Consider the following 25,200-nt stretch of genomic DNA (forward strand, 5'->3'; position numbering starts at 1 on the left):
CGGGCATGACGCTGCGGCAGAAGATCGCGAGCGAACGCAAGGACTCTGCCCGAGCCCGCACGGAGCGGGCTTCCAGTTGTCTTCCGACTCCCACTCGTGCACCCTGCCGACTACGACCGTTCCTTGATCATCGTGGCCGACCATCGCGTCGCTGTACCGGGCCACGTCCCCGAGCGGCTCCCGCAGGGGCTCCGGATTCCGGGTGCCGAAGTGAGGGCACGAGTCGAGGCAGGCGCGAATCCGGGCGAACATGCGGCCCCACTCCTGGCGGTGGAGTTCCGCATAGGTGAACATGGCACGGTCCAGCGGTCCGCCCTCGGCGTCGGCGAGCCCGGAGAGGTCGATCGAACGCGACATCTCGGCCGGGCACTTGAGGCCTGCGCGCAGCAGTGAACAGCAGCGAGCAGCAGGCGCCCACGGATATGGCCGTCGGTGTCATGACAATGAGTATGACCCGCAGACCGTTGCGTGTTCTCACGTCAGTTCCGCTGTGGGATACATCACTTATGCGTTTCGGCCAGCGTGGAGTACGTGATGCATGCTGCTGCCGTGAGTCAGTGCGGACCTCATGGAGATCCTCGGCGAGATCCGGGAAACGGACGCGGTCGCCTGCCTGTTCAGGGTGGCGGAAGGTTCGGTGGACGAGGACGCTCCGGCGTACTGGCTGCGCCGGATGGCCATCTCCTCTCCGGGGGAGACCGGCACGGCGGGAGCCCTTGAAGGCCTTCGCCGGATGACAGCCCAGTCGTGACCCGACGTTGTCCGATGGCACGCGGCTGTCGAACTCGGGGGCGAGGACGAGCTCGGGTGGACGAAGATCAAATGCTGGGGTCTCCGGAGCCCCGGGCGCTGTTGAGATCCAAGGATTTCCCATGGCGTCGCCCCACGCTTCCAAGGTGAATAGGCTCCCCGGTAATTAATCTGAACCCATATAGAGTAGTCAACGTTCTTGGGGGTGTATCCGTTAGCCCAAACCAACCCTCTATTGGTGTTGCAGTGAAGCGCAACACCAATCCCCCTGATACCACTTTAATGCAATACGATCCATCCAGCAGTGAGTGTCGCCACCTATCCAGACCTCTTCAGGACACTCCCTTTCATAAGAAGCGGCGACGACTCCAGGAGCGGCTACCTCTGCCGTCGAGGCTGACCCCATCAGTGATGCTGATACCGCAAAGCCATCGCCGCCTTAGTCGCTAATCGTTTGTACACGATGACACATCCCGTCGTTGACGGATGGTGAGCCTGACGATTATGTCGACGTAATAGAACAGCGGGCTAGAGTTTCCTAGTGCGCCGGCCAGCACATGACTTGTGACCTATCGGCGCCTCTTGACAATTCTCAACCCTCCTGTCGCAATACACGACATTCAACCTTGTAGTCCCGCCATCCTGATTTCCGTTGGTGGAAGGGGGTGGCGTGACAGTTCGGTGTGATGCTCGGACTGGTGACGGCGGTATTCATGCGCCTTGGTCAAATAGGCAGGTGCCAACGCCGGTCTGTTTCCCTGCTGCTCGCCCACTCGACAGGAACCAGCCACGGCGCTGGAAGCGAAGGACGTCCTGGCGGCCGCGGAGCGGTTCAGGTGGGCCCTGGCCGCGCCGGACGGTGAGTTCCTGGACGTCGCGGGGCCCTGGCGCGGTGGTGCTGGCAGGTTAAGGAGCCGCGTCCCGGATGTGCGGCGTTCACGAAGCGAGCCGAACGGGTCCCGATGTGTTCGGTGAGGCGGCATGATCGGGAGATGCTCGTAGTGGGGGAGCGCCGCGATCGGCGTAAGTGGCAGGCTGTGTGGGTTGTTTGTGCGGTGTTGGTCGTGGCAAGCGTGGCTTTCGCCGTATGTTCCATCATCGCGGACGAAAGGCACACACCTCCCGATACTGCGGCCCTCCTCGGTGTTCCGATCGGTGTGATCGGTCTGGTGATCGCGGTCATGGCGCTGCGTAAGCCGGTGGAGGACAACGGTGCCGAACTCGCGCGCAGCCGCGCCAAAAGGCTCGCCAAGCAGGTCGAAGACAGCGAGGTAAAGGTCCTGCGGCAGTTGCTCGGTGACGACACTCCGCGCATCAATCTCGCTTATGTTCTGCAGTCCGCACCAGCGCGGGTCGCGACGGCTCCACCGGCTGGGCAAACGTTCGCTGACGGCCCCGCTACCTTGCCCGATGTTCTGGAGTACTACCGCTCCACCCAGCCCCGGCGTCTGGTCGTCACCGGGGTGGCCGGGGCCGGAAAGACCGTCCTGGCCCTGGAACTCATGCTCGCTCTCATCGACCATCGTGCCGAGGGCGATCCCGTCCCGGTCCGGATCTCACTGGCCCAGTGGGGCAGCGGCCAGTCCCTGACCGCCCTGCTGGTGCAGCGTCTGGTCGATGCCTATAAATGGCCTGCGGGTATGGCGGCCGGACTCGTCGCTCACGGGATGGTGTTACCGGTCCTGGACGGGCTGGATGAGATGGATCCCCTGCGTGCGGACAGTACCCCCGACCCCGACGCGCCCCGCGCTCGCAAGGTTCTGGAGGCTCTCAACGCCTACCAGAACGGCCGGGAGGCAGGCCCTCTCGTCCTGACGTGCCGCACTGGGCACTACGACGCACTCGCCCCCGTGTCCCGGCTGATCGACGCCGCCCGCGTCGTCATCGCACCCATCGACACCCGCCACACCGTTGCCTACCTCCGTGACCGGGCCCTGGACACACCTCGTTGGCAGCCCCTGATCGACCACCTCGACACCCAGCCCGCCGGCCCACTCGCCACCACCCTGTCCACGCCCTGGCGCCTGTGCCTGACCGCCACCGTCTACCACCGCGCCGGTAACCCCTCAGAACTCCTCCACCACACCGACGGACACGACCTCGACCAGCATCTCCTGGCCCGCTATCTCCCCACCACCATCGCCAACACACCCAACCCTCGCCACTACCGGCCCGAAGACGTCCACCGCTGGCTCAACCACCTCACCGGCCACCTCGCCGGCACCACCGCGAACACCCCAGCCACCGATATCACTCTCCACCGACTCTGGCCCCTCGCCGGCACCACCCGCGTCCGCATCACCGACCTCATCCTCAGCGCTCTCGCCCTCGCCCTCGTTTCTTTCCTCTTCGCCATCGCGGTGTTCCTCAACAACCCCCTCGGGGACAGTGCCGAAAAGATCATCACGATCTCCCTGTTCGCCGCAGTCTCCGTAGTCGCTGGTGTCATCGACTGGCGCCCGACGCCTAGACCCAACCGTCTCCGTGCAACCCGAGGAGCGCGCCAGGGCGGATTCATGGCCAGGTTCTGGGCCGGATTCAAGATCTGGTTCGCCGTCGGCTTCGCGATCGGCTTCGCGATCGGCTTCGCGATCGGCTTCGCGATCGGCATCGCGCTCAGGCTCCCGACCCCGAGTCCGGGCGCGATCATGTTCGAGCTCGGGACAGCACTAGGCATCGGAACCGGCCTCATCGGCGGACTCATGGGTGGGCTGGCAGGTGAATTCGCAGCCGGGTTCAAGACCTGGTTCAGGAGCTGGTTCACGGTTGGACTTATGGCCGGCCTCGGGCTCCGGCTCGGGTTCGGCGACCTCGGGCTCTTGCTCGGGATCGGGTTCAGGTCCCGGCTCGGGCTCGAGCTCGTTGGTGGGTTCGGATACGAGATCGTGCTCTGGCTCGGGATCGGGACCGCCCTCGGGCTTGTCGGCGGGCTCGCGGGTGGACTGATGCGCGGGCTCAAGGGGGAGCCGACCACCGTGGCCAAACCTCGGGCAATTATCCGTGACGACATGGTCTACGGACTCCTGATCTGCCCCATGACCGGATTCCTTACTGGACTCCTGGCCGGACTACTGGCCGGATTCCCAGCCGGAATCACGGACGAGTTCCTGGCTGGACTGACGTTCGGGCTCACGGCCGGGTGGATGGTTGGGCTTGTGGTCGGGTGCGCGAGCGGGTTCGCTCGCGCGTCGCGGAGATACGGCGTGTTCTTGCTGTGCTCACGCGGCAAGCTGCCCTTCCGCCTCGCTGTCTTCCTCGACTGGGCTGTCACAGCCGGTCTCCTTCGCTACAACGGGCCCGGCTACCAGTTCCGCCACCGTGAACTTCAGCAGTGGCTCACCGGCCACCCCCACGCCTGAACTCCGGCACCAAAACCCTCCTCCAACCACTCGTCAGGTTGGGCACGGCTCATTGAGGTTCTTCAGCGGTGCCACTCCAGGGTGAGTACGGCTTTGCCAATTGACGTCATGTGGTTGTAGCGGGCGGGACGGGCGATTCTCCAGGACTTGAGGTGGGCAAGGCCGCGCTCCGATGCCGATGCCCAACGGGCGGGAGTTGACTCTCCCCTTACGTCAGGCTTGAGGCTGTATGCCGACGAAAGGGCAGGTGTATGAGCTACTCCGTGGGGCAGGTCTCGGCCTTCGCCGGGGTGACGGTGCGGACACTGCATCACTACGACAAGGCGGGACTGCTTTCGCCCAGTGTCCGCAGCCACGCCGGCTACCGGCTCTACAGTGAGGCTGACCTGGTCCGTCTCCAACAGATCCTCTTCTACCGTGAGCTCGGCTTCGCCCTCGACGAGATCGCCGCGATCTTCAAGGATCCGCAGGTGAACCCCTTGGAGCGGCTCCGGTCCCGGCAGCGGCAGCTGCGTGAGGAGATCGCCAGGCTGCAGCGGCTGGCCGAGGTGGCGGAACGGGCGATAGAAGTCCAGAAGACCGGGATCTCCCTGACTCCTCAGGAACGCTTCGAGGTCTTCGGTGAGATCACCTTCGACCTGAGCTATGCCACCGAGGCAGAACAGAAGTGGGCGCACTCGGACGGACAGCGCGAGGCCATGGCGCGCGCGGCTGCCCACACCAAAGAGGATTGGTGTCAGCTCATGGGCGAGGCCGCCGCCTGGCGCGCGGAGCTGCTCGCGGCTTTCGACGAGGGGGAGCTGAGCAACGGCGAGCGGGCCATGGATCTCGCTGAGGAGCACCGCTTGCACACCGCACGCTGGTTCACCACCTGCCCGCCCGACATGCACCGGCGCATCGCGGACGACTTCGTCGCCGACCCGCGCGCGTTCGCTCTGGTCATACCGCCGTCGCAGCAACGCCCGGGCCTGGCCGCCTATACGCGCAAGGCGGTTCACGCCAACGCAGCCCGCCACGCAGGTGACCGTGGCGATCCCGAGGAGGACCAATGAGGATCCTGATTGCCGCAGCCGGATCGCGCGGCGACGTCGCGCCCTACACGGGCCTGGGCGCCGAACTATGCCGGGCCGGATACGACGTTATCCTCGCCACCACATGCGCCTACGCACCCCTCGTACGCGACGCAGGGCTGGAATTTCGCAGCCTCCCCGCCGACACACGGGTACGTGGCAGCGTCACAGGCAAGCGTGAACTTATCCGTACTGCTGCCGCGTTCATCACCGAACTGGGTCAGGGCTTCGCCGACGTGATGGACGCCGGCACGGACCTGCTTCTGCTGTCGACCACCACGGCTCCGCTCGGCTGGCACCTCACCGAGGCCACGGGCACCCCGAGCCTCGGCGTGTACCTCCAACCCACCACACCGACCGGCGACTTCCCGCCCGCCGTCACAGGCTCCCCCTCACTGGGCCATTTCGCCAACCGAGCCACCGGACGCTTCGCACTGCGCATGGCCGACCGCGTCTACGAACAGGCAGTCACAAAGCTGCGCCACCGCCTCGATCTGCCCCCGGCCTCCCCTTCCGAGATGCGTCGCCGACAGGAACAGGCGAATTGGCCCATCTTGCACGGCTTCAGCACGGCCCTGGTGCCCCGTCCCTCCGACTGGCGCCCTGGCCTGGAGGTCGTGGGCAACTGGTGGCCCCATCACGATGCGGCCGAACGGCTGCCTACTGATCTGGAGGACTTCCTGCATGCCGGACCACGCCCCGTCCTCATCGGCTTCGGGAGCATGGCGTCCGGTGACGGGGAACGGCTGAGCGAGATCGCTGTGCAAGCCCTGCGCCGCGCCGGGCTACGCGGCATCCTGCAAGCCGGCACCGCCGGGCTCGCCGCCAACGGGAACGACGTGCTCACGATCGGGGACGTACCGCACGCCTCGCTGTTTCCCCGGCTGGCCGCGGTGGTCCACCACGGCGGGGCCGGCACTTCGGCCGCCGCGTTGCGCGCCGGAGTGCCCGCCGTCACCGTACCGGTGACCGCGGACCAGCCGTTCTGGGCGAAGCGACTTGCCGCCATCGGCGCCGCCACCGACCCGATCCCCTTCCGGTCCCTCACCGCCGAACGGCTTGCCGACTCACTTGACCAAGTAGTGAAGCAGCAGGCACACCGTCGAGCCGCCGCAAGGGCGGCGCAACATCTGGTGACCGAGAACGGAGCGTGTCAGGTGCTCAGGGCCATCCAGCAGCTGACCGATGGATGATGCCAATCCGTTCCTCGTCCTCGTCGCTACGCTTTCTCAGTCTGGGCAGCGATCGGGTGACGGCTGAGGGTGCGTAACGGGCGAGGCCCTGGGTTGCTCTGGGTCACCACCGGCAACAAACGCCGACCACACAGCGACCTCACCCCCACCCAGCAGACCGCGAATCGTGCGTTGGCCCCAACCCGCGCCCCGGTCGAGCGCGGCGTTGCCCGCCTCAAGTCCTGGCGGATCTTCCGTCACGCGCGCTGCAGCCCGAACCGCATAACTCAATCGCCAAAGCCGTACTCACCCTGGAGCAGCACCGCTGAAGAACCTCATTGATCGAATTCAATGAAGAGTCAGGCGCGCATGTTTCATTGCTGCACTTCCTTCAGGGCCGCCGCCACCGTGGCGAAACCGTTGTCCACGTGGAGCACCGTGTAACCGTGGCGGACCGTGGCCCTTGCGCGAGCAGCGGCAGGGACTCTGCCTGGCACATCTGCGGCTCAGCTTCCCGTCACGGTCCATCCGCAGTACACGTCGCCGACTCCACTTGGTCGAACCGCGTCTGCGGGGTGTGGGTCGTGCTGTGCCGCCCAGCACCCCGCAGGCGAAGGCGGCCGGGTGCTGCCGCAGACTCAGAATGTCGAATTCGGGACAAAGAGCGAATAGGCTGCGCTCTCGGAGGCTGCACGGGGCCGGCGCCCGGCCCTCAGAAGCGTCGGATGTAGCGCATGAGGAGGGTACAGGCATCGGCCTCGGTGAGTCCGAGGGCGGTGCCGATCGTGCACCAGGGCCGCTCGTCGCTATGGACCGCGTAGACGGCGGCACGGGCGGCGTCGGCGATGGTCCGCTCAAGGGCGCCGACGACTCTCAGTCCGGCAAGCGGTGCGTCCGCGGCCAGGACGACCAGCTGGGTAAGACCGCGAGGAGAAACCCCGTACGGTCCAGCTCCATCGCCGCGTCGACGACATAGGTCAGCCGGACATCCCCCACGGTGGGGGGATGCACAGCCGACTGCACACACGATGGACCGATAGAGCCGATAGGACCGAACGACCCGAGCATGCCCATTGATCACGCCGCCAGCCAAACGGCGAGACTCCAAAAATCCCGGCAGGGGCAAGCTCAGCCCGGTGGACTGAGAGGGTGCGCGGTCAGGTCATTCAGCATGCTGTCCGCCTGGTCGGCGAGGGCATGGATCTGGGCGTCGGTGTACCAGGCGCGGCTGTAGTTCAAGGTCACGGTCAGGCGGCCTCGGTAGCGTTTGACGACGGCGAAGACCATCGGGACGTGGCCCAGTGGTGCCAGGCACACGTCGACCAGGTGGAGGCCGTCGGGCAGATCGGGTGCGGTGACGGAGCCGATGTTGGTGATGACGAGGCTGGGCGGGTGCTGGTTGAGCATGTGAGGGAACGCTGCCAGTTCCATCGCGGCGGCTCCGCTCTCCAGAGCAGTGCGCAGCTGGGTATCCAAGTCCTGTCCGACCGCTACGGGGTCTGCCCCGTCGGCAACCTTGAGCCGGATCGATGTGGTCGTCGCGGCGGACTGGAGTACCTCGTTGGCCAGCGGCGGGGTGAGTCTGCGGCGCATGTCGACGGCTGTCGTGCACAGGATCCGCACCGGACCGCTTTGTGAAGGAAACAGGGTTCGCAGCGCGGTCAACAGGATTCCGGAGACGAGTGCGTTGACGGTCAGGGACGTCTCGCGGGCCCGCTGGACCAACTGTTCGCATTGGTCGGTGCCGGCCTCGACAGTGATGCTACCGAAGCTCAGGTCAGGGCCGGGGCCGCCATCGCGGGAGGCCGGGGTGGGCAGGAGTGCGGGCGGTGCCTCGGTGTCCAGCCGCGCGCGCTCCCCGACGAAGTCACGCAGTTGCTGCTGGGTGAAACGCGCCGCGAGCAGATCGTCGAGCGCAGGGCCCAGCACCGGCAGGACGAGCTCGTCGGGTGCGGGCCGGCCGGTGGACAGCGCGGTGTAGAGAGCCCACAGGCGTCGGTGGACAGCGAGGTAACTCATGGCGTCGGCGAAGGCCCGGGGAAGTGTCATGACCACCCGGCTGTGACCGGGGCGGCCCGGCTCGCGGAGCACAGTGATCCGGAGCAAGGGGCCCTGCTCCCAGTCGAGGGGGACGCTGATCTCCTCACCGAGATCAGCGCCGTGTCCCAGCGCGGGCCCGGGGACGGGGTCCTCGATCCGGACCAGTTGACCGGACCCCGCACCATCCGTGGTGATCCTGCCCGAGAGCAGGGGGTAGCAGGACCGCAGCCGGGCCAGCGCCTGTGCCAGGACCACCTCGTCGAGCTCACCCATCACATCGCAGTGCAGTACAAGCCGCACGCCAGCAGCAGTAATGGCCGCCTCGTGCGGTGCGAGCAGACGCTGCATCATGTTCCCTCCCCCCGAATACACCGACCGCAACACCATCGCCCACCACGCCACCAGCGGAGTCTGCTTCACCCGGTGTTCATCCGGACGAATGAACACACCATGGCTCGCCATCGAGCCGGTCGAGGCCGCAGAGGAACGAAGTAGCGGCCCTACTTCGACGGTGCGGCGATGCCCGCGCGCCGGGACTCCGGACCCGCTGACGACGGCACGAGGTTCCGGGCGAGCACATCCAGCGCCGCCGAGACCTCTCTCAGCCGCTGCGGATCGTCAGATCCCAGCGCGCTGCTGAGAGCATCCTCGATGCCGGCGGCGCGGATCTGCGCCACCCGCTCGGACACCTCGGCGGCCTGACGCACCAGCACCCGGCGCCGGTCGATGGGATCCGGAGCCGTCTGCACCGAACCGGCTTCCTTGAGCCGGGCGATGACGGAGGACACCTGGCTCTGCGGCAGACCGGTGCGGGCGGCGATCTCACCGACGGCGGTGTCGGGATGAGCGGCGATGTCGCTGGCGCGCACGCGACGTCGTCCGTCCCTCAGCCGCGGCGTGCCGAACGGCCATCAGGCCAGGCGTTCCGGACGCCCGGCTGCACCGGCGGTCTCAGATCCGGTGGTGCAGTGTCTCCAGCCGCAGATCCTTGGCCGGGCCGCGCACCGTCCACACCACCCGCCAGGAGTCCGTGGCGAGCACACTGAACTCGCCGCGATAGACGTCCTCGGCGCACGGATGGTCGGCAACGTAGCGCCCGTCACGCAGGTCCAGGGAGTGGAACGGGCGGCCGTCGGCGAAGCGTACGAACGCTGCCCCGCCGCCGGCCGGCTCGAAGAGATGCTCGCGGTAGGCCGGCCGGGTCTTCCCGCCCCAGGTGAACTCTCCCCGCTCCACATGCCGCAGTTCGACGCCGGGCTCCTCGTGTGTGAAGTCGGCCGTACCGCGGAAGGTGCCGCACCGGTCCTGGGACAGGTCGTACACGGTCCGCTCGACCTGCCATCGGCCAGCGAGATAGCCGAGAGTGTCCGCCACGAAACGACGTTCGCCGGGCGGAAACGCTCCCCCGCCCGCCGTCGTGTCCTGTGGTGCCACCGTCTCGTTCCTCCGCGTTGCCCGTCCGCCCTGCGCCATGCTAGTGCCACGTCAGGCAAGGTTCGTCTCCTCGGGCGTCGCCTGACAGCCGGCACCCACCGAGGTCAAGGCCATGTTGTCCGTCGGCCTTCCTCGCGGTTGGATTCCCGCGCCTGCCGTACGTCCCGACGATTCGGGTCCGGGCAACTCATGCACCTACGCGAACGTCCGGTTTCGTTGAGACAGGACAGTGGTCATCAAGCCCTGTGGAATCTGCTGAACGCGGTGTACCCGGCGCACTTGTGAACCCGGATGGCGCAGGGAGGTGCAAATGTGCGAGGGATCAGGCGAGTTGCTTGAGGAGTTCGGTGGCGAGCAGGCGGGACGAGGCGGGGTTCTGGCCGGTGACGACGTTACGGTCGACCTCGACGTGCGGCGCCCACGGCTCGCCCACCTCGACCTTCAGGCCGGCCTCGGTGAGCCGGTCCTGCAGCAGCCACCTCGCCGTCTCGGCGTTACCGGCCAACTGCTCCTCGGTGTTGGTGAAGGCGGTGATCCGGTAGCCGGAGTAGGCGTTGGTGCCGTCTTCCTTCAGTGCGGCCAGCAGTGCGGCCGGGCCGTGACACACCACGCCCACCGGCAGGCCGGCCTCCAACGCCTCGGTGAGGACGCGACCGGAGTCGGTGTCGACCGCCAGGTCCTCCATCGGGCCTTGGCCGCCGGGAACGTACACCGCGTCGAAGTCCCCCGCCCGCACGTCGGAGAGGGCCAGCGGGCTGCGCAACTCCGCAGCGCCTTCCACCACGGCACGGACCGCGGCAGCGTTCGCTTCACCGCCGTTGGCACCAGCGCTGAGACTGGACGGGTCCGCCGGCGGAACCACGCCGCCCGGAGTGGCCACGGTGATCTGGTGGCCGGCGGCCTTGAAGGCCTCGTACGGGGTGACCGCCTCGTCGGCCCAGAAGCCGGTACGGACCTTGCCGCCGTCGGCCAGCGTCCTCTGGTCAGCGCCGGTCATCACAAAAAGGATCTTCGCCATGTGCTCTCCTGGAAGGTTCCGGCCCGTGTGGTCGCCTCCCCGCGAAGGCGCCTTCACCGGGCGCCACCAGGGCGACACCCACGACGTTAGACCCGCACACCGCAGCAGTGCCAACAGGGCTACCGGTGGAGATACCGATCCCGGCCATCGGAGATCCGATGCGGGCCATGCACGCGATGACAGCCGTGAAACCCGGACACCGGGGACCGCGGTTGTCTCGCTCAAGTTGCTCGAAGGCCGGGGGCGGTGGGGCGGGCAGAGGTGCGGCGGGGAACGGACGGGCAACCGTACGGGGGAATCGTCGAGCCCCTGCTGTGGGGCATTCGCCGCGCACAGGGCGACGAGTTCACCCGCGTCGGAACGGCCCGGCGGCCGCCACCGCCACCACCGCCCCGCACCGGGGATCGGTCCAGTCCCGTACCGGGAGCGTGTCGTCGCCGGCCTTGAGGCGCGCCTCGTGGCGGACCCACAGCCGCAGCAGCGCCGAACCCGGGTCGGCGTGGTCGGCGGCGGCCCGGACCTGGGCCTCCGGGAGGAGCCGGGCCAGTACGGGTACCGGGCCGGGGCGGCGGTCCGTGGGTTCGACGTCGACGCCGATCGGGCCCGGCCCCACTGCGGCCGCCACGCGGCCGTCGGCGTGGCTGAAGGAGAGGCCGACGCCGGGATGCGTGCGCAATGAGGGCCGGCCGTGTCCGAATCCGCCGCAGTCCGGGCAGTGCTGCTCCAGTGCCGTGTCGTTCGGGGCCCGCCCTGTGAAACGCGCGGCGCACAGCCGCACCAGCAGGCGGGCCGCCACCACGTCGTCGCGGCGGCTCGGCACCCGGATCCCGGCCAGTCGCCGCAGCTCCCACGGCAGGAGCAGGCTCTCGTCCAGGTCCGGGTGGTCCAGAACCTCGCCGGTCGCCGCGACCGTCACCAGAGCCGGCTGTTGTGCGGGCGGTGGCGCGGGCGCGGTGTCGCTCACGGTCGGGTGCTCACCCTGCGGCCGCGACGGAGGAGGTCAGGAAGCGCTCCCGTACGCGGTTGAGCGTACGGAAGTCGTCGATGGTGACTTCCTGGAGATCGATGCTGCTGCCCGAGATCTCCTCCAGGAGGTCGATGAACTCCAGGAAGTCCATCGAGTCGATGAGGCGTGCCTCGATCAGGTCCTCGTCCGGGGCGATCTCCTCGTCGAGTCCGGGGTTCTTCTCGTACAGCCATGCGATGACACGTTCCATGGGGCGCGGTCGCTCCTTGCTCTTCGCGGATTTCCTGATTCCTGGGGCTGTTCGAAGCCCAGGCTCCGGGGGTTCAGATGCCGGCGGCGCTCAGTATTTCGAGCGCCTGCTCGGGGCTGCCGTGGGCCAGAATCATGGCGTGGACCCAGCGTTCGACGCCGAAGGCGACGCACGCGCTGTACGCCGGTCCGTGGGAGCCCGCGCGGATGTCCAGCCGCTCGCCGAAGAAGTTGCGGTGCCGGTTGACGGATGCGATGGCTGTGCCGTCGGGGGCGCTGAACTCGTGCTTGACCGGGTCGAGCGCCATCAGGCGGGCCCGGGAGCCGCCCTTGTCGTAGAACGGGTCGTCGGCGGCGGCGCGGGTCAGTTCGAGGCCGAGGAGCGCCGCGGTCTCCTGTACGAACTCCGCTCCCTGATCGAGGTGTTCGACCGCCCCGTCCTTGGTGCCGAGGTAGAGGACTTCACGCATGTGGAAGCCCCAGAGCCGGCGCAGGGCGTCGTAGTGGGTCTCGTTGCGGAAGCAGCGGCCGGTGGCGGAGAGGCGCAGGCCCTCGTCCCCGACATCGCGTCCTTCCAGGGAGAGCAGCAGTCCGTAACAGGTGGCCGATGGCAGCAGGTAGCCGGTGGGCCGCAGCGGGAGGCCGGAGGGCGGGCCGCCGTCGGCGAGGACGTCCAGTGCTTCCGGGGTGAAGCCTCCTGCGGAGACTCCGAGTTGGGGAAAGTTGCGGAAGTAGTCGAGCTTGGTGAGGCCCTCGGCGGGCAGGAGCGGCGGGCCCACTACCTCGGGGGCGCCGAGACGTCCGGCGAGGCGGGTGAGGAGTGTGTCCAGGCCGCGTAACAGGGCCGTGTGCACCGGGTCCAGCGGGATCAGGCCGGGCCCCGGGCTCTTGAGACCGCCGTCCGGCAGGACCGTGATGCCGGTTGTGCTCATGAAAGAAGTGCTCCTCTGGGGTGGTCGAACAGGCAGGGGCCGGAGCCGCGCAGTGGGACCTTAGGCCAGCATCCGACGACTTGTCTAGACCAAAGGTGCTGAGTCAACTTGGCTCGGCATGACGGCATTTCGGGATGCGGCCAGGCGTCTTTGTGACATCCGTCGCGACACTCGGCATCCACTTGACAGCAGAGCAGGTCTGGACCAATTCTGCTCAGCGACGTGGACGCTCATCTCCGCCCGCAGCAGCCATCCGTACACGCCGCCCAACGCCCTCGCTCCGCCGAGGGCCGCCCCGTGCTGCCGTCGTCCGCGCTCCCGGCTCGGCCGCACACCGCCGCGCTCCCCCGCGGCATCCACCGAAGTTCCGCTGGAAGGGACCCCATGACGCCCCCCGTTACCCACCGTCGACGCCCCCGTTTACACCGGGCGGCGACGGACGCTCCGTACTTCAGCGCGGACGGTGAGGCCTACCTCGCGCAGAGCACCCTGCGCGAGCTGAAGAAGACGCAGCCCCTGCGGGTGCTGTCCGAGGAGGACTTCGCGCACTGGCAGACGTACGGGTACGTCATCGTGCGCGAGGCCGTCCCGGCCAAGACGGCGCGCCAACTGCTCGACTTCACCTGGGAGTTCCAGGGGCTCGACCCCGACCGCCCCGACAGCTGGTACGAGGACCGGCCCTTCCGCTCCGAACTCGACCAGCAATTGCACGTCTACGGCTTCGTCGAGGCGTACCACCACCAACTGCTGTGGGACAACCGCCAGGCGCAGCGCGTGTACGACGCGTTCGCCGACGTGTGGGACTGCGAAGAGCTGTGGGTGACGCTGGACCGGCTGAACCTCAATCCACCCAACGTCCGCAACCGCGACCGTGCTCTGATCGAACCCACGGACCGCGGCTTCGACATCGAGCTGCACTGGGACATCGACACCACGCTCGGCGTCCCGCCGCAGCGCGTGCAGGGCATCATCGCGCTGAACGACACCAGCCCGGAGACGGGCGGGTTCCAGTGCTGCCCGGAGCTGTTCCGACAGTTCGACGAGTGGCGGATCCGCCAGAGCCCCGGCCGTGATCCGCTGCGCCCCTCCATCGACCGGTCAGAACTGCCGGTCGTACGGCCTGAATTGCACCCGGGTGACCTGCTGATCTGGAACGGCCTCCTCGCGCACGGAGTGGCGCGCAACGTCTCCCCGGACGGGGTGCGGGCGGTCCAGTACCTGTCGATGATGCCCGCTCTGGAGGAGCACTCCCGGCTGCGGCAGTCGAGGGTCGAGTCCTGGCGGCACCTGCGCACGCCGCGCTGGAACCGCACGCTCGTCGGCGATCCCGTACTGCACGAGTCCAAGCGGTATCCCACCGCCGCGCTCACCCCACTGGGCAGCCGCCTTCTCGGGCTGGCGTCGTGGCAGGACGCCCTGGACGACGGCGCCGCGGTGGGCGGCGCCACGAACCCGGCGGACGGCGAGCGGGGCGGAGCGTCCTCGTGCGTCGTGTCTGCCTGACCCTTCCCACCGACCGTGCCTGCAAGGCGACGATCGCCGCCGTCGCGGAGGAGGCGGCTTACGGCGCCCGTGAGTTCGGAGCCGAAGTCCATCTGCTGGTCCTCGACTCCGCCGACGCCCCGATACGTGCCGCTCATCGCGAGGCGGTCGAGGCGCTGGCCCCCGCGCCCGGCGTGATCGTCCACCACATGGACGAGGATGCCCAACGAGTACTGCTGCGGGCGGTGATCGGCCGCTCCGGAGTCGCCCGGCCGGAGAAGGTGCTCGACCTGCTGCTCCCGCAGGGCGTCTCCTACGGCGCCTGCACCAACCGCGCGTTCCTGATCGCGGAGGCCCTGGGCTGCGCTTCCACCCACCGTCGGGACTCCGACAGCCGCTACCAGTCGGCGGACGGCGCCCCCGTCTTTCCCCTCCACCACGAGCTGCGGTCGCTGGGCCTCCCCGCGTCCGAAGCGGCCGGTCTGGTGTCCCGGCGGCGGCTGGACCCGGCGTACGCGCACCGGCGCGTGTCCCTGGTCGGCGGGTCGTTCGTCGGCGAGATGTCCGTGGACGTCGAGGAGATCCGCCGGCTCGATCCAGCCGTGTACCACGAGGTCATAGGCCTCTCGATACCCTCGGGACAGCCCGAGATCTGGCGCCGCAGTCTCGTCGAGAGCTCGTTCCGGGGCGCCGGGACCACTCCGTTCACCGGCGACCTGACCACACTGACGCTCGTCGCCGCGACGCGGGTGGACATGTGCAACATCGCCTTCGACCGCGAGGTGTACGGCCGGGTGCCGCTGCCGCCCGCCCTCGACACGATCGGCAGCGACTACTTCCTCATCCATGTGGTGCAGGACGCCGGGCTGCCCGGTGTCCTGCACAACCGGCACATCGTCAACTACCACACCGGGGAACGGCGTTCGGAGAGCGGATTCCTCGCCTACCAGTTGCGGCTGGCGAAGTTCATCCTGTCCACGCCGTACCTGGACGCCGTGTACACCCGGATGCGAGCAGCCGGAAGCACCCTGCTCGACGATGCCGGGCACGTCCGCGCCCCGGCGGTCGCCCGCTACGTCCGGGAGGCCGCCGCGCTGGATCCGGCGGAGAACTCCGAGCGCCTGGACGTGCTGGAGCGCTGTTACCGCTCGCTGGGCGGCCGCTACACCGGCGCCGCAGACCTGTTCGCCGCCCGTCGCAGCAGCCTCCTCGACCACGCACGCACGGACATGGACGGCTTCGCGCTGCTGATCGACGCATGGGAGCCCCTGACCCGCACCGCCCGCCGCACCGGGCTGACCGCGGTCTCGCCGGCTCCGTCCCTCTGAACCGCCCCAGGGCGCGAAAGGCATCACATGAACAACCCACCGGGCACTGCTCCCACGACGCGCCGGACCCCTCGGACGGTACGCCGGTGACGGCGGTCGCCCCCTCCGTGCGGCCATCGGGCACCCGCACCCTCACCGTCGCCTACGCGGGCGGTGCGAAGGGCCGTGGGCCGCTCACCATGGGCCAGACGAACATGATCCGCTGCATCCTGCGGGACGAGCCGGAGCAGATCAACATCCACGACGTGTGGCCCGTGCCCCCGGAGACCGCTCTCGGCTCTGTGACCGACGCGCTGCGTCTCCTGGCCCTGCGCCACGACGCCCTGCGTACGACGTTCCCCCGCTCCCCCGGCGCCGCGCACCGGGAGCAGGAGGTGGCCGACGAGGGATCGTTCGAGGTCACCGTCCTCGACCACACGGACCTGTCCGTCGAACCTGCGCAGTACGCCGAGAAGGTGGCCCAGGCCGCCCGCTCCGAGCGGTTCCGCCTCGACCACGACTTCCCGCTGCGGATCACGGTCCTCCTCGTCGGCGGCGCACCGCGCTTCGTCGCGCTGGCGGCCAGCCACGCGGCGACCGACGGCAGCGCCCTCGCCGTTCTGCGCGAGGAGTGGCTGGCGCTGCTGGCCGGCGAATCCCTGCCTCCCGTCACCGCGTTCACCCCACTGGACCTCGCGGCCGAGGAGGCCGCACCGGCCGGGAGACGGAAGTCCGCGGCGTCCCTGCGGTACTGGGAGCGGGTCCTGCGCACCGGACCCCAGGCGATGTTCGCCGAACCGCGCGCGACGGGCTCCGAAAGTGCGCAGCGCCGGCTGACGCTCCGTTCGCTGAGGGGCGGTCGGGCGCTGGCCCGGACCGCGGAGCGGACCGGCGCACTGCCGTCCACCGTGCTGCTGTCGGCGTGGTGCGTGCTCGTCGCCCACCGGGCGGGCCAGAGCTCGTGCGTGGCCGCCGTGCCGACGTCGAACCGGTTCACCACCCGTCTCGCCCGGTCGGTCGCCCCCGTCTCCCAGGACGCCCTGCTCTTCCTCGACGTCCAGGTGCCTTCGTTCGACGCGCTGCTCCGCAAGGCGTGGGGCGCGGGCCTGAACGCCTACCGGCACAGCCAGTTCGATGCCGTGGCCCTGTGGGAGATGATCGGGTCCGTCGCGTCCGAGCGCGGCAGCCACTTCGCACGCGATGTCGTGTTCAACGACATCAGCTCTCTGCCCACGACGTTCGCGCCCGTCGTGGCACGGGAGACCGAGGCTCCGGACCTGGAACTGGACCGGGGCCCGGAGCAGGTACTGCCGACCCGCCTCCTCAGCTTCGTCCACACCACCGCGCCCCTGCTCCACCTCAGTCTGTGGACGGACGCGCAGCTCTTCCCCGGCGCGGCGGCCGAGGGGTTCCTGACCGGTCTCGTCAGGCTCCTGGAGGCGTCCGCCGAAGCGGACGTACCGATTGACGCCCTCACCGAGGTGACGGGCGTGCGGCCTCCCGCCCGTACCGCCGACTGGCAGCAGGTGGACGGCTGCTGGGTCTCACCGGCGGATGTGGCGAACGGCCTGGCGGCGGCGCTGGGCGGCCTGCCTGTGCACGTGACCACGGGGTCCGTGGCCGGCCAGGACCCGGACTCCCGGACCCTCACCGCGTTCATCGCGTCCGGCGACGTCTCGCTGACACCCGGCCGGGCCCACAAGGCGCTGATGGAGACCCTCTCCGGCAACCCCGGGCGGCTGGCCCCGCACCGGTACGTGATCGTCCAGGACCCGCCGGCCCGGACCGACCTCACCTCGGCGTGGCTCAGCCGGAACATTCTCATGGAAGGGACCGGCCGCGACCGGACGATGTGACATGACCAGAGACGACTCCACCGAACAGCCACGATCCGACGTCCTCCCCAGCCCGTGGAGCTCCCACCGCTTCCGGCTGTTCTTCACCGCCCGCAGCACCTCGCTGCTGGCCGACGGCATGCTGATGGTCTCCCTCACCACCGCCGTGCTCGGAGCGGGTTACGGCGCCGGCGGCGTGGGCTACGCGCTCGCCGCGTGGATGACACCGATCGCCCTGCTGGTCCTGTTCGGCGGCGTGCTCGCCGACAGGTTCACCCCGCAGGTGATGATGGTCGGCGCCGACGCCGTACGCATGGTGGCCATGCTCGCCCTGGCCGCGCTGCTGGTCACCACCGACATACGGCTCTGGCAGATCATGGCGCTGATGGCCCTGAGCGGCGCGGCGACCGCCATGTTCCAGCCGGGGCTGGCGAGCATGATCCCTCAGGTCGCCGAGGACATCCAGCGCGCCAACGCGCTGCTGCGGATCTCGGAGGCGATCAGCACACTGATCGGCCCCGGTCTCGCCGGACTGCTCGTCGCCTACTGGGACGTGGCGGGCTCCTACCTCGCCATCGCGGCCGCGTACGCCCTCAGCGCGCTGGGCCTCATCCCCCTGCGCAAGCTCAGCACGGTCCGGGACGAGGGGAACGATCCGATCTGGCAGCGCCTGGCCACCGGATGGCAGGAGTTCCGTTCCCGTTCCTGGCTGTGGGGGGTCATCGCCGTGTGGGCGGTCTACGGCCTGTTCGTCTTCGGCCCGTCCCTGCCCCTGGGCGCTGCGCTGCTGACCGAGCAGCACGGAGCAGGCGGCTTCGGCTGGATCGCGTCCGCCGACGGCGCCGGCACCATCGTCGGCGGTCTGCTCGGCATGCGGGTCCGGCCGCGGCGGCCGTTGGTCGCGGGGGCCTGCGCGATGTTCTTCTTCTCGCTCAACCCGCTGGCTCCCGCGCTGGGCTGGTCCTTCCCGGTAGCGGCGGTCACCGGGATGATCGCGGGCTGCGGTTTCGCCTTCTGGGGGGTGATGTGGGCGACCAGTGTGCAGTCCCACATCCCGCTGGCCGTCCTCAGCCGGGTGTCCGCGTACGACGTCGCCGGATCGATCATGGTCATTCCGCTGGGCCGGGCCCTGTCCGGCCCGGCGGCGGAGCTGGCCGGCGCCGACCACGTCCTGCTCTTCTCGTCGGGCATGGGCCTCGTCTGCATCGCCGTGATGCTCTCCATCCCGGCGATACGGGGCCTGGGCCGCGCGCCGGTGGCCCCGGCCGAATCCCCCGTGCCCGACCTGCGGACCGTGGAAGCGCTCACCGCACCCGCGCCGGTGGCGCCCGGCACGGACGCCGCTCCCTCCGCGCAGGGCGACGGCGCGACGCCGTCCGCGCCGGGCCGGGACGGGGTGCCGGTCTCCTGAGGACGCCGTGATGGCCCGCCGTTCGTCCGCGGGTCCCCGCGCCCGACGCCGGCGAGTTGCGTCCCTCACGCGTGCGGGTCATCATCGACGCCGGCACCGGGCTCGGCACTCCCGCAGGGGCTTGACCTCCGCTCCCTGCGGGTCCGCACCCTCGGGCAGCAGTTCAGTCACCGATCGGCCGAACGGAATGGGCAGCATGAGCTCTCAGGGCGACGGGCACGACGCGCGACTCGCGGCGCCCGAGGTCAGCGTCGAGGCCGACGGGCGGCTGACGGTGCCCGCCGATCACGTCACCGCGCTCCTGCGGTCCATCGCCCGCACCTGGCAGGCGAGCACCGGCGACGGCACCCCCGTACTGGTCATGGAGGAGGACGCGGACATCCGCCTCGAACCCGTCACCGTCCGCGCTCTCGCCCATGCCCTGGACAACATCGCGAACCAGCTCGACGTCCAGTACATCCACATCGCCACCCGCACGTCACACACCGAATGAGAGAAGCCGCCGGGGCCGGTCGGGCAGCCGCGGGCTGACCCCGGCCGTGCCGTCCCGGGGTCTGCTCCACCGGGCGTCATCAGCCGTTCGGACCCGCCCCGGCTGCGCGGCGATCGGCTTGCGTCGAGGTTGGGCGTATGGCGGCGCAGCGAGCGGACGGTGGTCTCGGCAGTCGTTCGCCGGCCGGCTTCCGCGGCATCAGGGACACGGTGAGCGGGCGCTCGGCGCTCCTGGTCATCGGGGTGCTGGTGTTGCAGACCGCCTTTGTCCTGTCGTGCGTCGGCGCCTTCCGCGATCCCACCGCGCACCGCGTTCCACTGGCTGTCACGGCCCCCACGACGGAGAGCGCCGACAACGCGTTCTACCGGCTCGCACTGCTCCACGGTGAGCCGGTGGATCCGCGCCGGGTGGCCGACGAGGCCGCCGCCCGGAGACAGATCCGGGACCGTGAGGTGGACGGCGCTCTCCTTCTTTCCCCACGCGGCGGCGACGCCGATCTGCTGCTGGTCGCCGGTGGGGCGGGTCCGTCGCTCGCCGAGGAACTGGCCGGGCGTGTCGCCACTGCCGAGGAGCGCTACGGGCGCACGGTGCGTGTCCAGGACGTGGTTCCGTTCGCACCGGGCGACGCACGCTCCGTCTCCTCCTTCTCGCTCGTCGTGGGCTGGTGCGGGGGAGGCATGCTGTGCGCGTGGGCCCTGGCGTTCGGAGGCGGTGGCCGTCAGGGCGGAGCACGCCGCACGCCCGTCGCGATGGGCGTGCTGGTGCTGTACTCGGTCGTTGCGGGACTGCTCGGCGCGCTGGTCGCCGGGCCTCTTCTGCACGCGGTGCCGGGACGTTTCTGGGCGCTGTGGGGGATCGGGGCCTTGCTGGTTCTGGCGGTCGGAGCGCTCACCTTCGCTCTGCACGAGCTGATCGGAGTTCCGGCTGTCGCTGCCGCGCTGGCTCTCCTGGTCGTGGTCGTCCTCGGCGTGCCGAGCGCGGGCGGGGTGTACGCCACCGAGCTGCTGCCCGCGTTCTGGCGCACGATCGGCCCGGCGCTGCCGCCGGGTGCGGGCCTGGACGCCGCACGCTCGGTCGCCTACTTCGGTGGCAACGGCGCCGCCGGAGCGCTGTGGACGCTGGCCGCCTGGGCTGCCGGTGGCGTGGCCGCGGCACTGCTGTGCCGCATTCCGGCGCTGAGGGCCGGCGCTCCGTCAGGGCGGGTCCGCCGCACTCCCTGACGTCGGATCACCGGCACGGTGCCAAGCGTGAGTGAGCGCTCACCCGTGCTTGCGCTCCCGGCGCAAACATGAGTGAGCGTTCACCCACACTTGCGCTCCCGGTGAGTAAGCGCTCACCATGCTTCGTCCGTCCACTGGTCGAGGAGCGCTTCGCCGTCGAGGCTGCCTGCGGGTGACCTGGTACCGAGGGACTGCTCGACCCAGATGACCTTGCCACGTGCCGTGTAGCGGGTGCCCCAGCGGTGTGCGAGCCGGGCGATGATGAACAGGCCGCGCCCGCCCTCGTCGGTGGCGGCGGCCCGGCGTACGTGCGGGGCGGTGCTGCCGGCGTCGGCGACTTCGCAGATGAGGGTGTCGTCGTCGTACAGCAGACGGAGCCGGATCGGCGGCGATCCGTAGCGGATCGCGTTGGTGACCAGTTCGCTGACGATGAGTTCCGCCGAGTACGCGGCGTCCTGCAGGCCCCACTCGTTCACCACACGCGCGGCCTGCGCGCGGATCCCGGAGACAGCGGTCGGGTCGTCGGGCACGTCCCAGTCGGCGACGCGGCCGGGGTCCAGGAGGTGGGTGCGGGCGATGAGCAGGGCCACGTCGTCGGTGGGCCGGTCGGGCAGCAGCGCGTCGAGAACGGATTGGCAGGTGGCCTCCGGGGCGAGGCCGCCCGTGCGCTCCAGCGTGGTGCGCAGGAGCTCCATTCCGGCGTCGATGTCGCGGTCGCGCCGCTCGACCAGTCCATCGGTGAACAGGACCAGCGTGCTCCCTTCGGGCAGTACGAGCTCGGCGGTCTCCACCGGCAGCCCTTCGTTGACTCCGAGCGGCGGGGACCCGGGGATCTCCGGATAGGTGACGGTGCCGTCGGGGAGCACCAGGGCCGGGCCCGGGTGGCCGGCCCTGGCCACGGTGCAGTGCCCGGTGACCGGGTCGTAGGTGGCGTAGAGGCAGGTGGCTCCGGAGACCTCGACGTCGCGGTCCCCTTCCGTGTCGAGGCGGCCGACGAGATCGTCGAGGTGGGCGAGGAGTTCGTCGGGTGAGAGGTCGAGGGCGGAGAAGTTGTGCACAGCGGTGCGCAACCGGCCCATGGTGGCCGCGGCGTGCAGGCCGTGGCCGACGACATCGCCGACCACCAGGGCGACCCTGGCTCCGGAGAGCGGGATCACGTCGTACCAGTCGCCGCCCACGCCCGGCTGGGCCGGGAGGTAGCGATGGGCCACCTCCAGGGCGGAGTGCGTGGGCAGGACGCGAGGCAGCAGACTGCGCTGAAGGGTGACCGCCATGGCGTGCTCGCGGGTGAAACGGCGCGCGTTGTCGATGGCCACGCCCGCTCGGGCCGCGAGCTCCTCTGCGACGGACAGGTCCCCGGGCTCGAAGGGGCTCTTGTCCTTGCGCCAGAAGTTGACGCATCCCAGCACCGCACCGCGTGCCTGGAGGGGTGCGGAGACCAGGGAGTGAATGCCGTGGTCCAGGACCTCTCGGGCCCGTGGCGGGTCGTGGGCCAGCCATCCCTCGGAGGCCGAGAGGTCGGCCGCGAGAACGGCCCGGCCGCCGGTCGCAGCGAGCGCCGCGGGACTGCCGGGAGGGAAGTGCAGCGTCTCCCCCACCGGGCAGAGAGGGTGATCGCTGTGGATACCGGCCATCGCTGTGCGGCGCATACCCGCGGCGGATGCTCCGGGCTCCTCACCGTGCAGTACGGGGTCCAGCAGTTCCACGGTGGCGAAGTCCGCGAACCGGGGCACCACCACGGCCGCCAGCTCCTCGGCCGTGCGCACCACGTCGAGCGTCGTGCCGATCTGCGTCCCGGCGTCGAAGAGCAGTTGCAGCCGTGACCTGGCCACTTCGGCCCGGCCCGCCAGCTCACGCAGCTCGGTGGTGTCGCGCAGGGTGACCACGCTGCCCCGCGGGACTCCTCCGCCCTCGACGGTACGGAGGTTGACGGCGAGCAGCCGGTCTCCCGCGGAGTGGACCTCGTCGCTGGCCGGTCTGCCCGAGGCCAGCAGTTCGGTGGTGTCCGGGGTCAGTCCGAGGCCGGTCACCTCACGCTGCTCGGCGTCGCGCGGCAGGTCGAGCAGGCGTCTCGCCTCGTCGTTGGCCAGTGTGAGCACGCCTCGGTCGTCGATGATGAGCACACCTTCCCGTACCGAGTGCAGGACCGCGTCGTGGTGCTCGTACATGCGCGTCATCTCGGCGGGCCCCAGTCCACGGGTCTGGCGGCGCAGCCGCTTGCTCACGAACGCGGACCCGGCCGCGGCCAGCAGGAGTACCGCACCCGCGACGCCGAGAAGGGCCGGCATCTGGTGGGAGACCATCTCGTTCACGCTCGTGACGTAGATCCCCACCGAGATCAGTCCGACGACCCGGCCCTTGTCGTCGAAGACGGCGACCGTGGTGTCGACGGCTCGCCCCAGGGCGCTGTCGAACGTCTCCTGGAAGGGCTTGCCCGTGAGCGCGGGGCCGAAGTTTCCGGTGACATGGCCGCCGATACGGCTCGGGTCGGGGTGGGACCAGCGGATGCCGTTCGGGGCGAACGCGACGACGTAGCCGACGCCGGCGTTCTTGCGCATCTTCTCCGAACTGGGCTGCAGCACCCGGGTGGGGTTGGCCGACCGCATCGCAGCGGCGGTGCCGGGTGCGTCCCGGAAGGCCACTGCCACGGCCAGCGACTTGTCCCGCGCCTCGCTCGTGGCGCGGTGCTGCGCCTGGAGCACGAGCACCAGCAAAGTGGCGGCGACGAGCACGAACGCGACCACCAGCTGCAGCAGGAACACCTGTCCCGCGACAGTCCGCGGAACCAGGCCGGGGAACCGGCGGGGAGGCCGGACTCGCGATCGCTGCGGGGACTCGTGCTCGTCGGCCATCCGCCCAGCATCACCGAGAACGCGCCCACGGAGCGGCTGACCGCGCCGGTGCGTGGCCTCCGCCTCACACGACGGAGCCACACAGCACGCGGGCGTGTCCACGACGGGACCGAGGCCGGTCCGGGCGGGAAGCTGAAGGGCGAGCGGGGCGCCGGTGTCCCCGTCAGCCGCCGCCCAGGGCGCAGTGCCCGCCCCCGCCCAACAGCTGCTCCACCTCCAGGTGGGCGGCATCAACGATCACGCGGACGCACTGCGCCGCGGCCTCCGGGCGTCCCTCGGCGACGGCCTCGGCAACCTCCAGGTGGCGCCGTACCGCGTCCGCGTCCACATGGTCGGGCATCAGGGGCAGGTCGCGGCGGGCGACGAGCAACTCCTCCGTGACCTCGGAGAGCTGGGCGAACATACCGTTGCCGGAGGCGTTCAGGAGCGCCCGGTGAAAGGCCAGGTCGGCCGCGATGAAGCCCTGGATGTCGTCCCGCGCGACACCCGCCATCGCCTGGGCGAGCGCGACGAGCGACGTCCGGGCGTCGGCGGAAGCGCCCATCGCGGCGAGTGCCGCGGCGGACGGTTCCACGGCGGCGCGCAGCTCGGCCAGTTCGCGCAGCTGGGCGCTTCGGGAGGGGGAGGCCAGCCGCCAGCGGATGACCTGCGGGTCGTACAGGTTCCACTCGTTCATCGGCCGCACGGTGATTCCCACGCGGGGCCGGCTGGTGACCACCCGCTTCGACTCCAGGACGCGGACCGCCTCACGGGCGACGGTCCGGGAGACCCCGTACCTGTCCTGTACGTCCTCGAGCCGCAGCACCTCACCGGCGCGGATCTCCTCAGCGGCGAGGGACTCCCCGATCCGGCTCAGCACCTGCCCATGCAGTCCGTGTAGTTCCATGCCACTCCTCGTCGCTTCCGCGTAGAGCCGATGACGGTCAATTCTGCCGTCCGGTGAGGTCACCCGGCCCCGGCCAGCCGGCGCAAGAGGGTGCTGACCCGTTCCGCCGCGCTGCGAGCCCCTCCCTCGGACAGGGCCGAGCCCATTCCGCAGGCCACCGCACCCGCCGCTATCCACTCCGGCGCGTTCGCGGTCGTCACGCCCCCGGTGGGCAGCAGCGGCGCCTGGGGAAGCGCGGCGCGTACGTCGCGCAGCCAGGCCGGTGAGAACGCCGAGGCGGGAAACAGCTTCAGCGCGTCGGCGCCCTCCTCCAGGGCCCGCACCATCTCGGTCGGTGTGGCGACGCCGGGAAACACCGGAACCCCGTAGCGGTGGCCCGTGCGGATCACTTCCGGATGAAGGCTCGGCGACACGAGGAAGCGGGCGCCCGCTTCGACGGCCGCCCGTGCCGCCGCGCCGTCGATGACGGTGCCCGCGCCGAGCAGCGCCTCGGGGTGCGTCTCGGTGAGACGGGCCAGAGCGGTGAGGCCACGCGGAGTCGTGAGGGCGATCTCCACCGCGCGCAGGCCTGCCTCCAGCAGGGTCTCCGCCGCCGCGACGGCCTCGTCGGGCCCCGCCGTACGGACGATGCCGAACACCCGCTGCGCGGTGACGGCCTGGACCGTCTCCCATCGGTACATCACTCCTGTACTCCTTCTCATGGTGTGCCGTGCCGGCAGCCGG

The 25,200-nt window shown here is 69.8% G+C and carries 21 protein-coding genes and 2 pseudogenes; 12 read left to right on the forward strand and 11 right to left on the reverse strand.

The window, feature by feature from the left end; genetic code table 11:
* The first annotated feature begins 568 nt into the window (after positions 1-568).
* On the forward strand, positions 569-751 hold the full coding sequence (locus ACIO3R_RS19835) for a hypothetical protein (RefSeq protein ID WP_402107223.1): 183 nt from the start codon (positions 569-571) through the stop codon (positions 749-751).
* Between the two features lie 1,402 nt (positions 752-2,153).
* A complete protein-coding gene (locus ACIO3R_RS19840) occupies positions 2,154-4,109 on the forward strand; it encodes an NACHT domain-containing protein (protein ID WP_402107225.1) in 1,956 nt (651 codons plus the stop codon).
* A gap of 62 nt (positions 4,110-4,171) precedes the next feature.
* Here ACIO3R_RS19840 and ACIO3R_RS19845 read toward each other — a convergent pair.
* A pseudogene (locus ACIO3R_RS19845) lies at positions 4,172-4,279 on the reverse strand (IS5/IS1182 family transposase); the annotation flags it as partial.
* Between the two features lie 81 nt (positions 4,280-4,360).
* Here ACIO3R_RS19845 and ACIO3R_RS19850 point away from each other — a divergent pair.
* From ACIO3R_RS19850 to ACIO3R_RS19865, 4 genes and pseudogenes are all read left to right on the forward strand, one after another.
* Positions 4,361-5,161, forward strand: a complete 801-nt coding sequence (locus ACIO3R_RS19850; protein WP_402107228.1) for a MerR family transcriptional regulator — start codon at positions 4,361-4,363, stop codon at positions 5,159-5,161.
* On the forward strand, positions 5,158-6,372 hold the full coding sequence (locus ACIO3R_RS19855; protein ID WP_402107230.1) for a glycosyltransferase: 1,215 nt from the start codon (positions 5,158-5,160) through the stop codon (positions 6,370-6,372). The genes ACIO3R_RS19850 and ACIO3R_RS19855 overlap by 4 nt, the downstream gene beginning before the upstream one ends.
* A gap of 78 nt (positions 6,373-6,450) precedes the next feature.
* Positions 6,451-6,680, forward strand: a pseudogene (locus ACIO3R_RS19860) (transposase family protein); the annotation flags it as partial.
* Between the two features lie 479 nt (positions 6,681-7,159).
* On the forward strand, positions 7,160-7,327 hold the full coding sequence (locus ACIO3R_RS19865) for a hypothetical protein (RefSeq protein WP_402107233.1): 168 nt from the start codon (positions 7,160-7,162) through the stop codon (positions 7,325-7,327).
* 152 nt (positions 7,328-7,479) lie between these two features.
* Here the strand turns inward: ACIO3R_RS19865 and ACIO3R_RS19870 are convergent, their stop codons facing one another.
* From ACIO3R_RS19870 to ACIO3R_RS19900, 7 genes are all read right to left on the reverse strand, one after another.
* Positions 7,480-8,742, reverse strand: coding sequence for a condensation protein (locus ACIO3R_RS19870; RefSeq protein WP_402107236.1), 1,263 nt, complete (start codon positions 8,740-8,742; stop codon positions 7,480-7,482).
* Positions 8,743-8,891: 149 nt separating this feature from the next.
* A complete protein-coding gene (locus ACIO3R_RS19875) occupies positions 8,892-9,260 on the reverse strand; it encodes a MarR family winged helix-turn-helix transcriptional regulator (protein ID WP_402107239.1) in 369 nt (122 codons plus the stop codon).
* Positions 9,261-9,342: 82 nt separating this feature from the next.
* Positions 9,343-9,765 carry a DUF6314 family protein gene (locus ACIO3R_RS19880; RefSeq protein ID WP_402107240.1) on the reverse strand — a complete coding sequence of 141 codons (423 nt, stop codon included), beginning with the start codon at positions 9,763-9,765 and terminating at the stop codon, positions 9,343-9,345.
* 382 nt (positions 9,766-10,147) lie between these two features.
* Positions 10,148-10,843, reverse strand: a complete 696-nt coding sequence (locus tag ACIO3R_RS19885; protein ID WP_402107242.1) for a type 1 glutamine amidotransferase domain-containing protein — start codon at positions 10,841-10,843, stop codon at positions 10,148-10,150.
* A 346-nt stretch (positions 10,844-11,189) separates the two neighbouring features.
* A complete protein-coding gene (locus ACIO3R_RS19890; protein ID WP_402107243.1) occupies positions 11,190-11,807 on the reverse strand; it encodes a 4'-phosphopantetheinyl transferase family protein in 618 nt (205 codons plus the stop codon).
* Positions 11,808-11,817: 10 nt separating this feature from the next.
* On the reverse strand, positions 11,818-12,060 hold the full coding sequence (locus ACIO3R_RS19895) for an acyl carrier protein (protein WP_363031200.1): 243 nt from the start codon (positions 12,058-12,060) through the stop codon (positions 11,818-11,820).
* A 73-nt stretch (positions 12,061-12,133) separates the two neighbouring features.
* Positions 12,134-12,991, reverse strand: coding sequence for a hypothetical protein (locus tag ACIO3R_RS19900; protein ID WP_402107244.1), 858 nt, complete (start codon positions 12,989-12,991; stop codon positions 12,134-12,136).
* Positions 12,992-13,375: 384 nt separating this feature from the next.
* On the opposite strand from ACIO3R_RS19900, the gene ACIO3R_RS19905 reads away from it, so the two are divergent.
* The 6 genes from ACIO3R_RS19905 to ACIO3R_RS19930 all read left to right on the forward strand — a co-directional run bounded on the left by ACIO3R_RS19905 (position 13,376) and on the right by ACIO3R_RS19930 (position 20,739).
* Positions 13,376-14,494, forward strand: coding sequence for a phytanoyl-CoA dioxygenase family protein (locus tag ACIO3R_RS19905; RefSeq protein WP_402107247.1), 1,119 nt, complete (start codon positions 13,376-13,378; stop codon positions 14,492-14,494).
* On the forward strand, positions 14,476-15,801 hold the full coding sequence (locus ACIO3R_RS19910; protein WP_402107250.1) for a DUF6271 family protein: 1,326 nt from the start codon (positions 14,476-14,478) through the stop codon (positions 15,799-15,801). The genes ACIO3R_RS19905 and ACIO3R_RS19910 overlap by 19 nt, the downstream gene beginning before the upstream one ends.
* Positions 15,802-15,887: 86 nt before the next feature.
* A complete protein-coding gene (locus tag ACIO3R_RS19915) occupies positions 15,888-17,636 on the forward strand; it encodes a condensation domain-containing protein (protein ID WP_402107253.1) in 1,749 nt (582 codons plus the stop codon).
* Position 17,637: 1 nt separating this feature from the next.
* Positions 17,638-19,026 (forward strand): MFS transporter, encoded by a 1,389-nt coding sequence (locus ACIO3R_RS19920; protein WP_402107256.1) that lies wholly within the window; start codon positions 17,638-17,640, stop codon positions 19,024-19,026.
* Between the two features lie 196 nt (positions 19,027-19,222).
* Positions 19,223-19,519: a hypothetical protein gene (locus tag ACIO3R_RS19925; protein ID WP_385353477.1), complete on the forward strand. Its 297-nt coding sequence runs from the start codon at positions 19,223-19,225 to the stop codon at positions 19,517-19,519.
* 137 nt (positions 19,520-19,656) lie between these two features.
* Positions 19,657-20,739, forward strand: a complete 1,083-nt coding sequence (locus ACIO3R_RS19930; RefSeq protein WP_402107259.1) for a DUF3533 domain-containing protein — start codon at positions 19,657-19,659, stop codon at positions 20,737-20,739.
* 113 nt (positions 20,740-20,852) lie between these two features.
* Here ACIO3R_RS19930 and ACIO3R_RS19935 read toward each other — a convergent pair whose 3' ends face one another.
* From ACIO3R_RS19935 to ACIO3R_RS19945, 3 genes are all read right to left on the reverse strand, one after another.
* Complete coding sequence (locus ACIO3R_RS19935; protein ID WP_385027702.1) at positions 20,853-23,591, reverse strand: SpoIIE family protein phosphatase; 2,739 nt, start codon at positions 23,589-23,591, stop codon at positions 20,853-20,855.
* Positions 23,592-23,754: 163 nt separating this feature from the next.
* Positions 23,755-24,477: a FadR/GntR family transcriptional regulator gene (locus ACIO3R_RS19940; protein ID WP_385353483.1), complete on the reverse strand. Its 723-nt coding sequence runs from the start codon at positions 24,475-24,477 to the stop codon at positions 23,755-23,757.
* A 59-nt stretch (positions 24,478-24,536) separates the two neighbouring features.
* Complete coding sequence (locus ACIO3R_RS19945) at positions 24,537-25,157, reverse strand: bifunctional 4-hydroxy-2-oxoglutarate aldolase/2-dehydro-3-deoxy-phosphogluconate aldolase (RefSeq protein ID WP_402107264.1); 621 nt, start codon at positions 25,155-25,157, stop codon at positions 24,537-24,539.
* Positions 25,158-25,200: the final 43 nt, after the last annotated feature.

Origin of the sequence: Streptomyces sp. NPDC087428 (assembly GCF_044744085.1) — a bacterium.
Classification (GTDB): domain Bacteria; phylum Actinomycetota; class Actinomycetes; order Streptomycetales; family Streptomycetaceae; genus Streptomyces.

Excerpts from the sequence above, each read along its gene's own strand:
- ACIO3R_RS19835 (WP_402107223.1), top strand. The coding sequence starts at position 569 with ATGGAGATCCTCGGCGAGATCCGGGAAACGGACGCGGTCGCCTGCCTG.
- ACIO3R_RS19850 (WP_402107228.1), top strand. The coding sequence starts at position 4,361 with ATGAGCTACTCCGTGGGGCAGGTCTCGGCCTTCGCCGGGGTGACGGTG.
- ACIO3R_RS19855 (WP_402107230.1), top strand. The coding sequence starts at position 5,158 with ATGAGGATCCTGATTGCCGCAGCCGGATCGCGCGGCGACGTCGCGCCC.
- ACIO3R_RS19865 (WP_402107233.1), top strand. The coding sequence starts at position 7,160 with ATGGACCGCGTAGACGGCGGCACGGGCGGCGTCGGCGATGGTCCGCTC.
- ACIO3R_RS19870 (WP_402107236.1), bottom strand. The coding sequence starts at position 8,742 with ATGATGCAGCGTCTGCTCGCACCGCACGAGGCGGCCATTACTGCTGCT.
- ACIO3R_RS19885 (WP_402107242.1), bottom strand. The coding sequence starts at position 10,843 with ATGGCGAAGATCCTTTTTGTGATGACCGGCGCTGACCAGAGGACGCTG.
- ACIO3R_RS19895 (WP_363031200.1), bottom strand. The coding sequence starts at position 12,060 with ATGGAACGTGTCATCGCATGGCTGTACGAGAAGAACCCCGGACTCGAC.
- ACIO3R_RS19900 (WP_402107244.1), bottom strand. The coding sequence starts at position 12,991 with ATGAGCACAACCGGCATCACGGTCCTGCCGGACGGCGGTCTCAAGAGC.
- ACIO3R_RS19905 (WP_402107247.1), top strand. The coding sequence starts at position 13,376 with ATGACGCCCCCCGTTACCCACCGTCGACGCCCCCGTTTACACCGGGCG.
- ACIO3R_RS19920 (WP_402107256.1), top strand. The coding sequence starts at position 17,638 with ATGACCAGAGACGACTCCACCGAACAGCCACGATCCGACGTCCTCCCC.
- ACIO3R_RS19925 (WP_385353477.1), top strand. The coding sequence starts at position 19,223 with ATGAGCTCTCAGGGCGACGGGCACGACGCGCGACTCGCGGCGCCCGAG.
- ACIO3R_RS19930 (WP_402107259.1), top strand. The coding sequence starts at position 19,657 with ATGGCGGCGCAGCGAGCGGACGGTGGTCTCGGCAGTCGTTCGCCGGCC.
- ACIO3R_RS19935 (WP_385027702.1), bottom strand. The coding sequence starts at position 23,591 with ATGGCCGACGAGCACGAGTCCCCGCAGCGATCGCGAGTCCGGCCTCCC.
- ACIO3R_RS19940 (WP_385353483.1), bottom strand. The coding sequence starts at position 24,477 with ATGGAACTACACGGACTGCATGGGCAGGTGCTGAGCCGGATCGGGGAG.
- ACIO3R_RS19945 (WP_402107264.1), bottom strand. The coding sequence starts at position 25,157 with ATGTACCGATGGGAGACGGTCCAGGCCGTCACCGCGCAGCGGGTGTTC.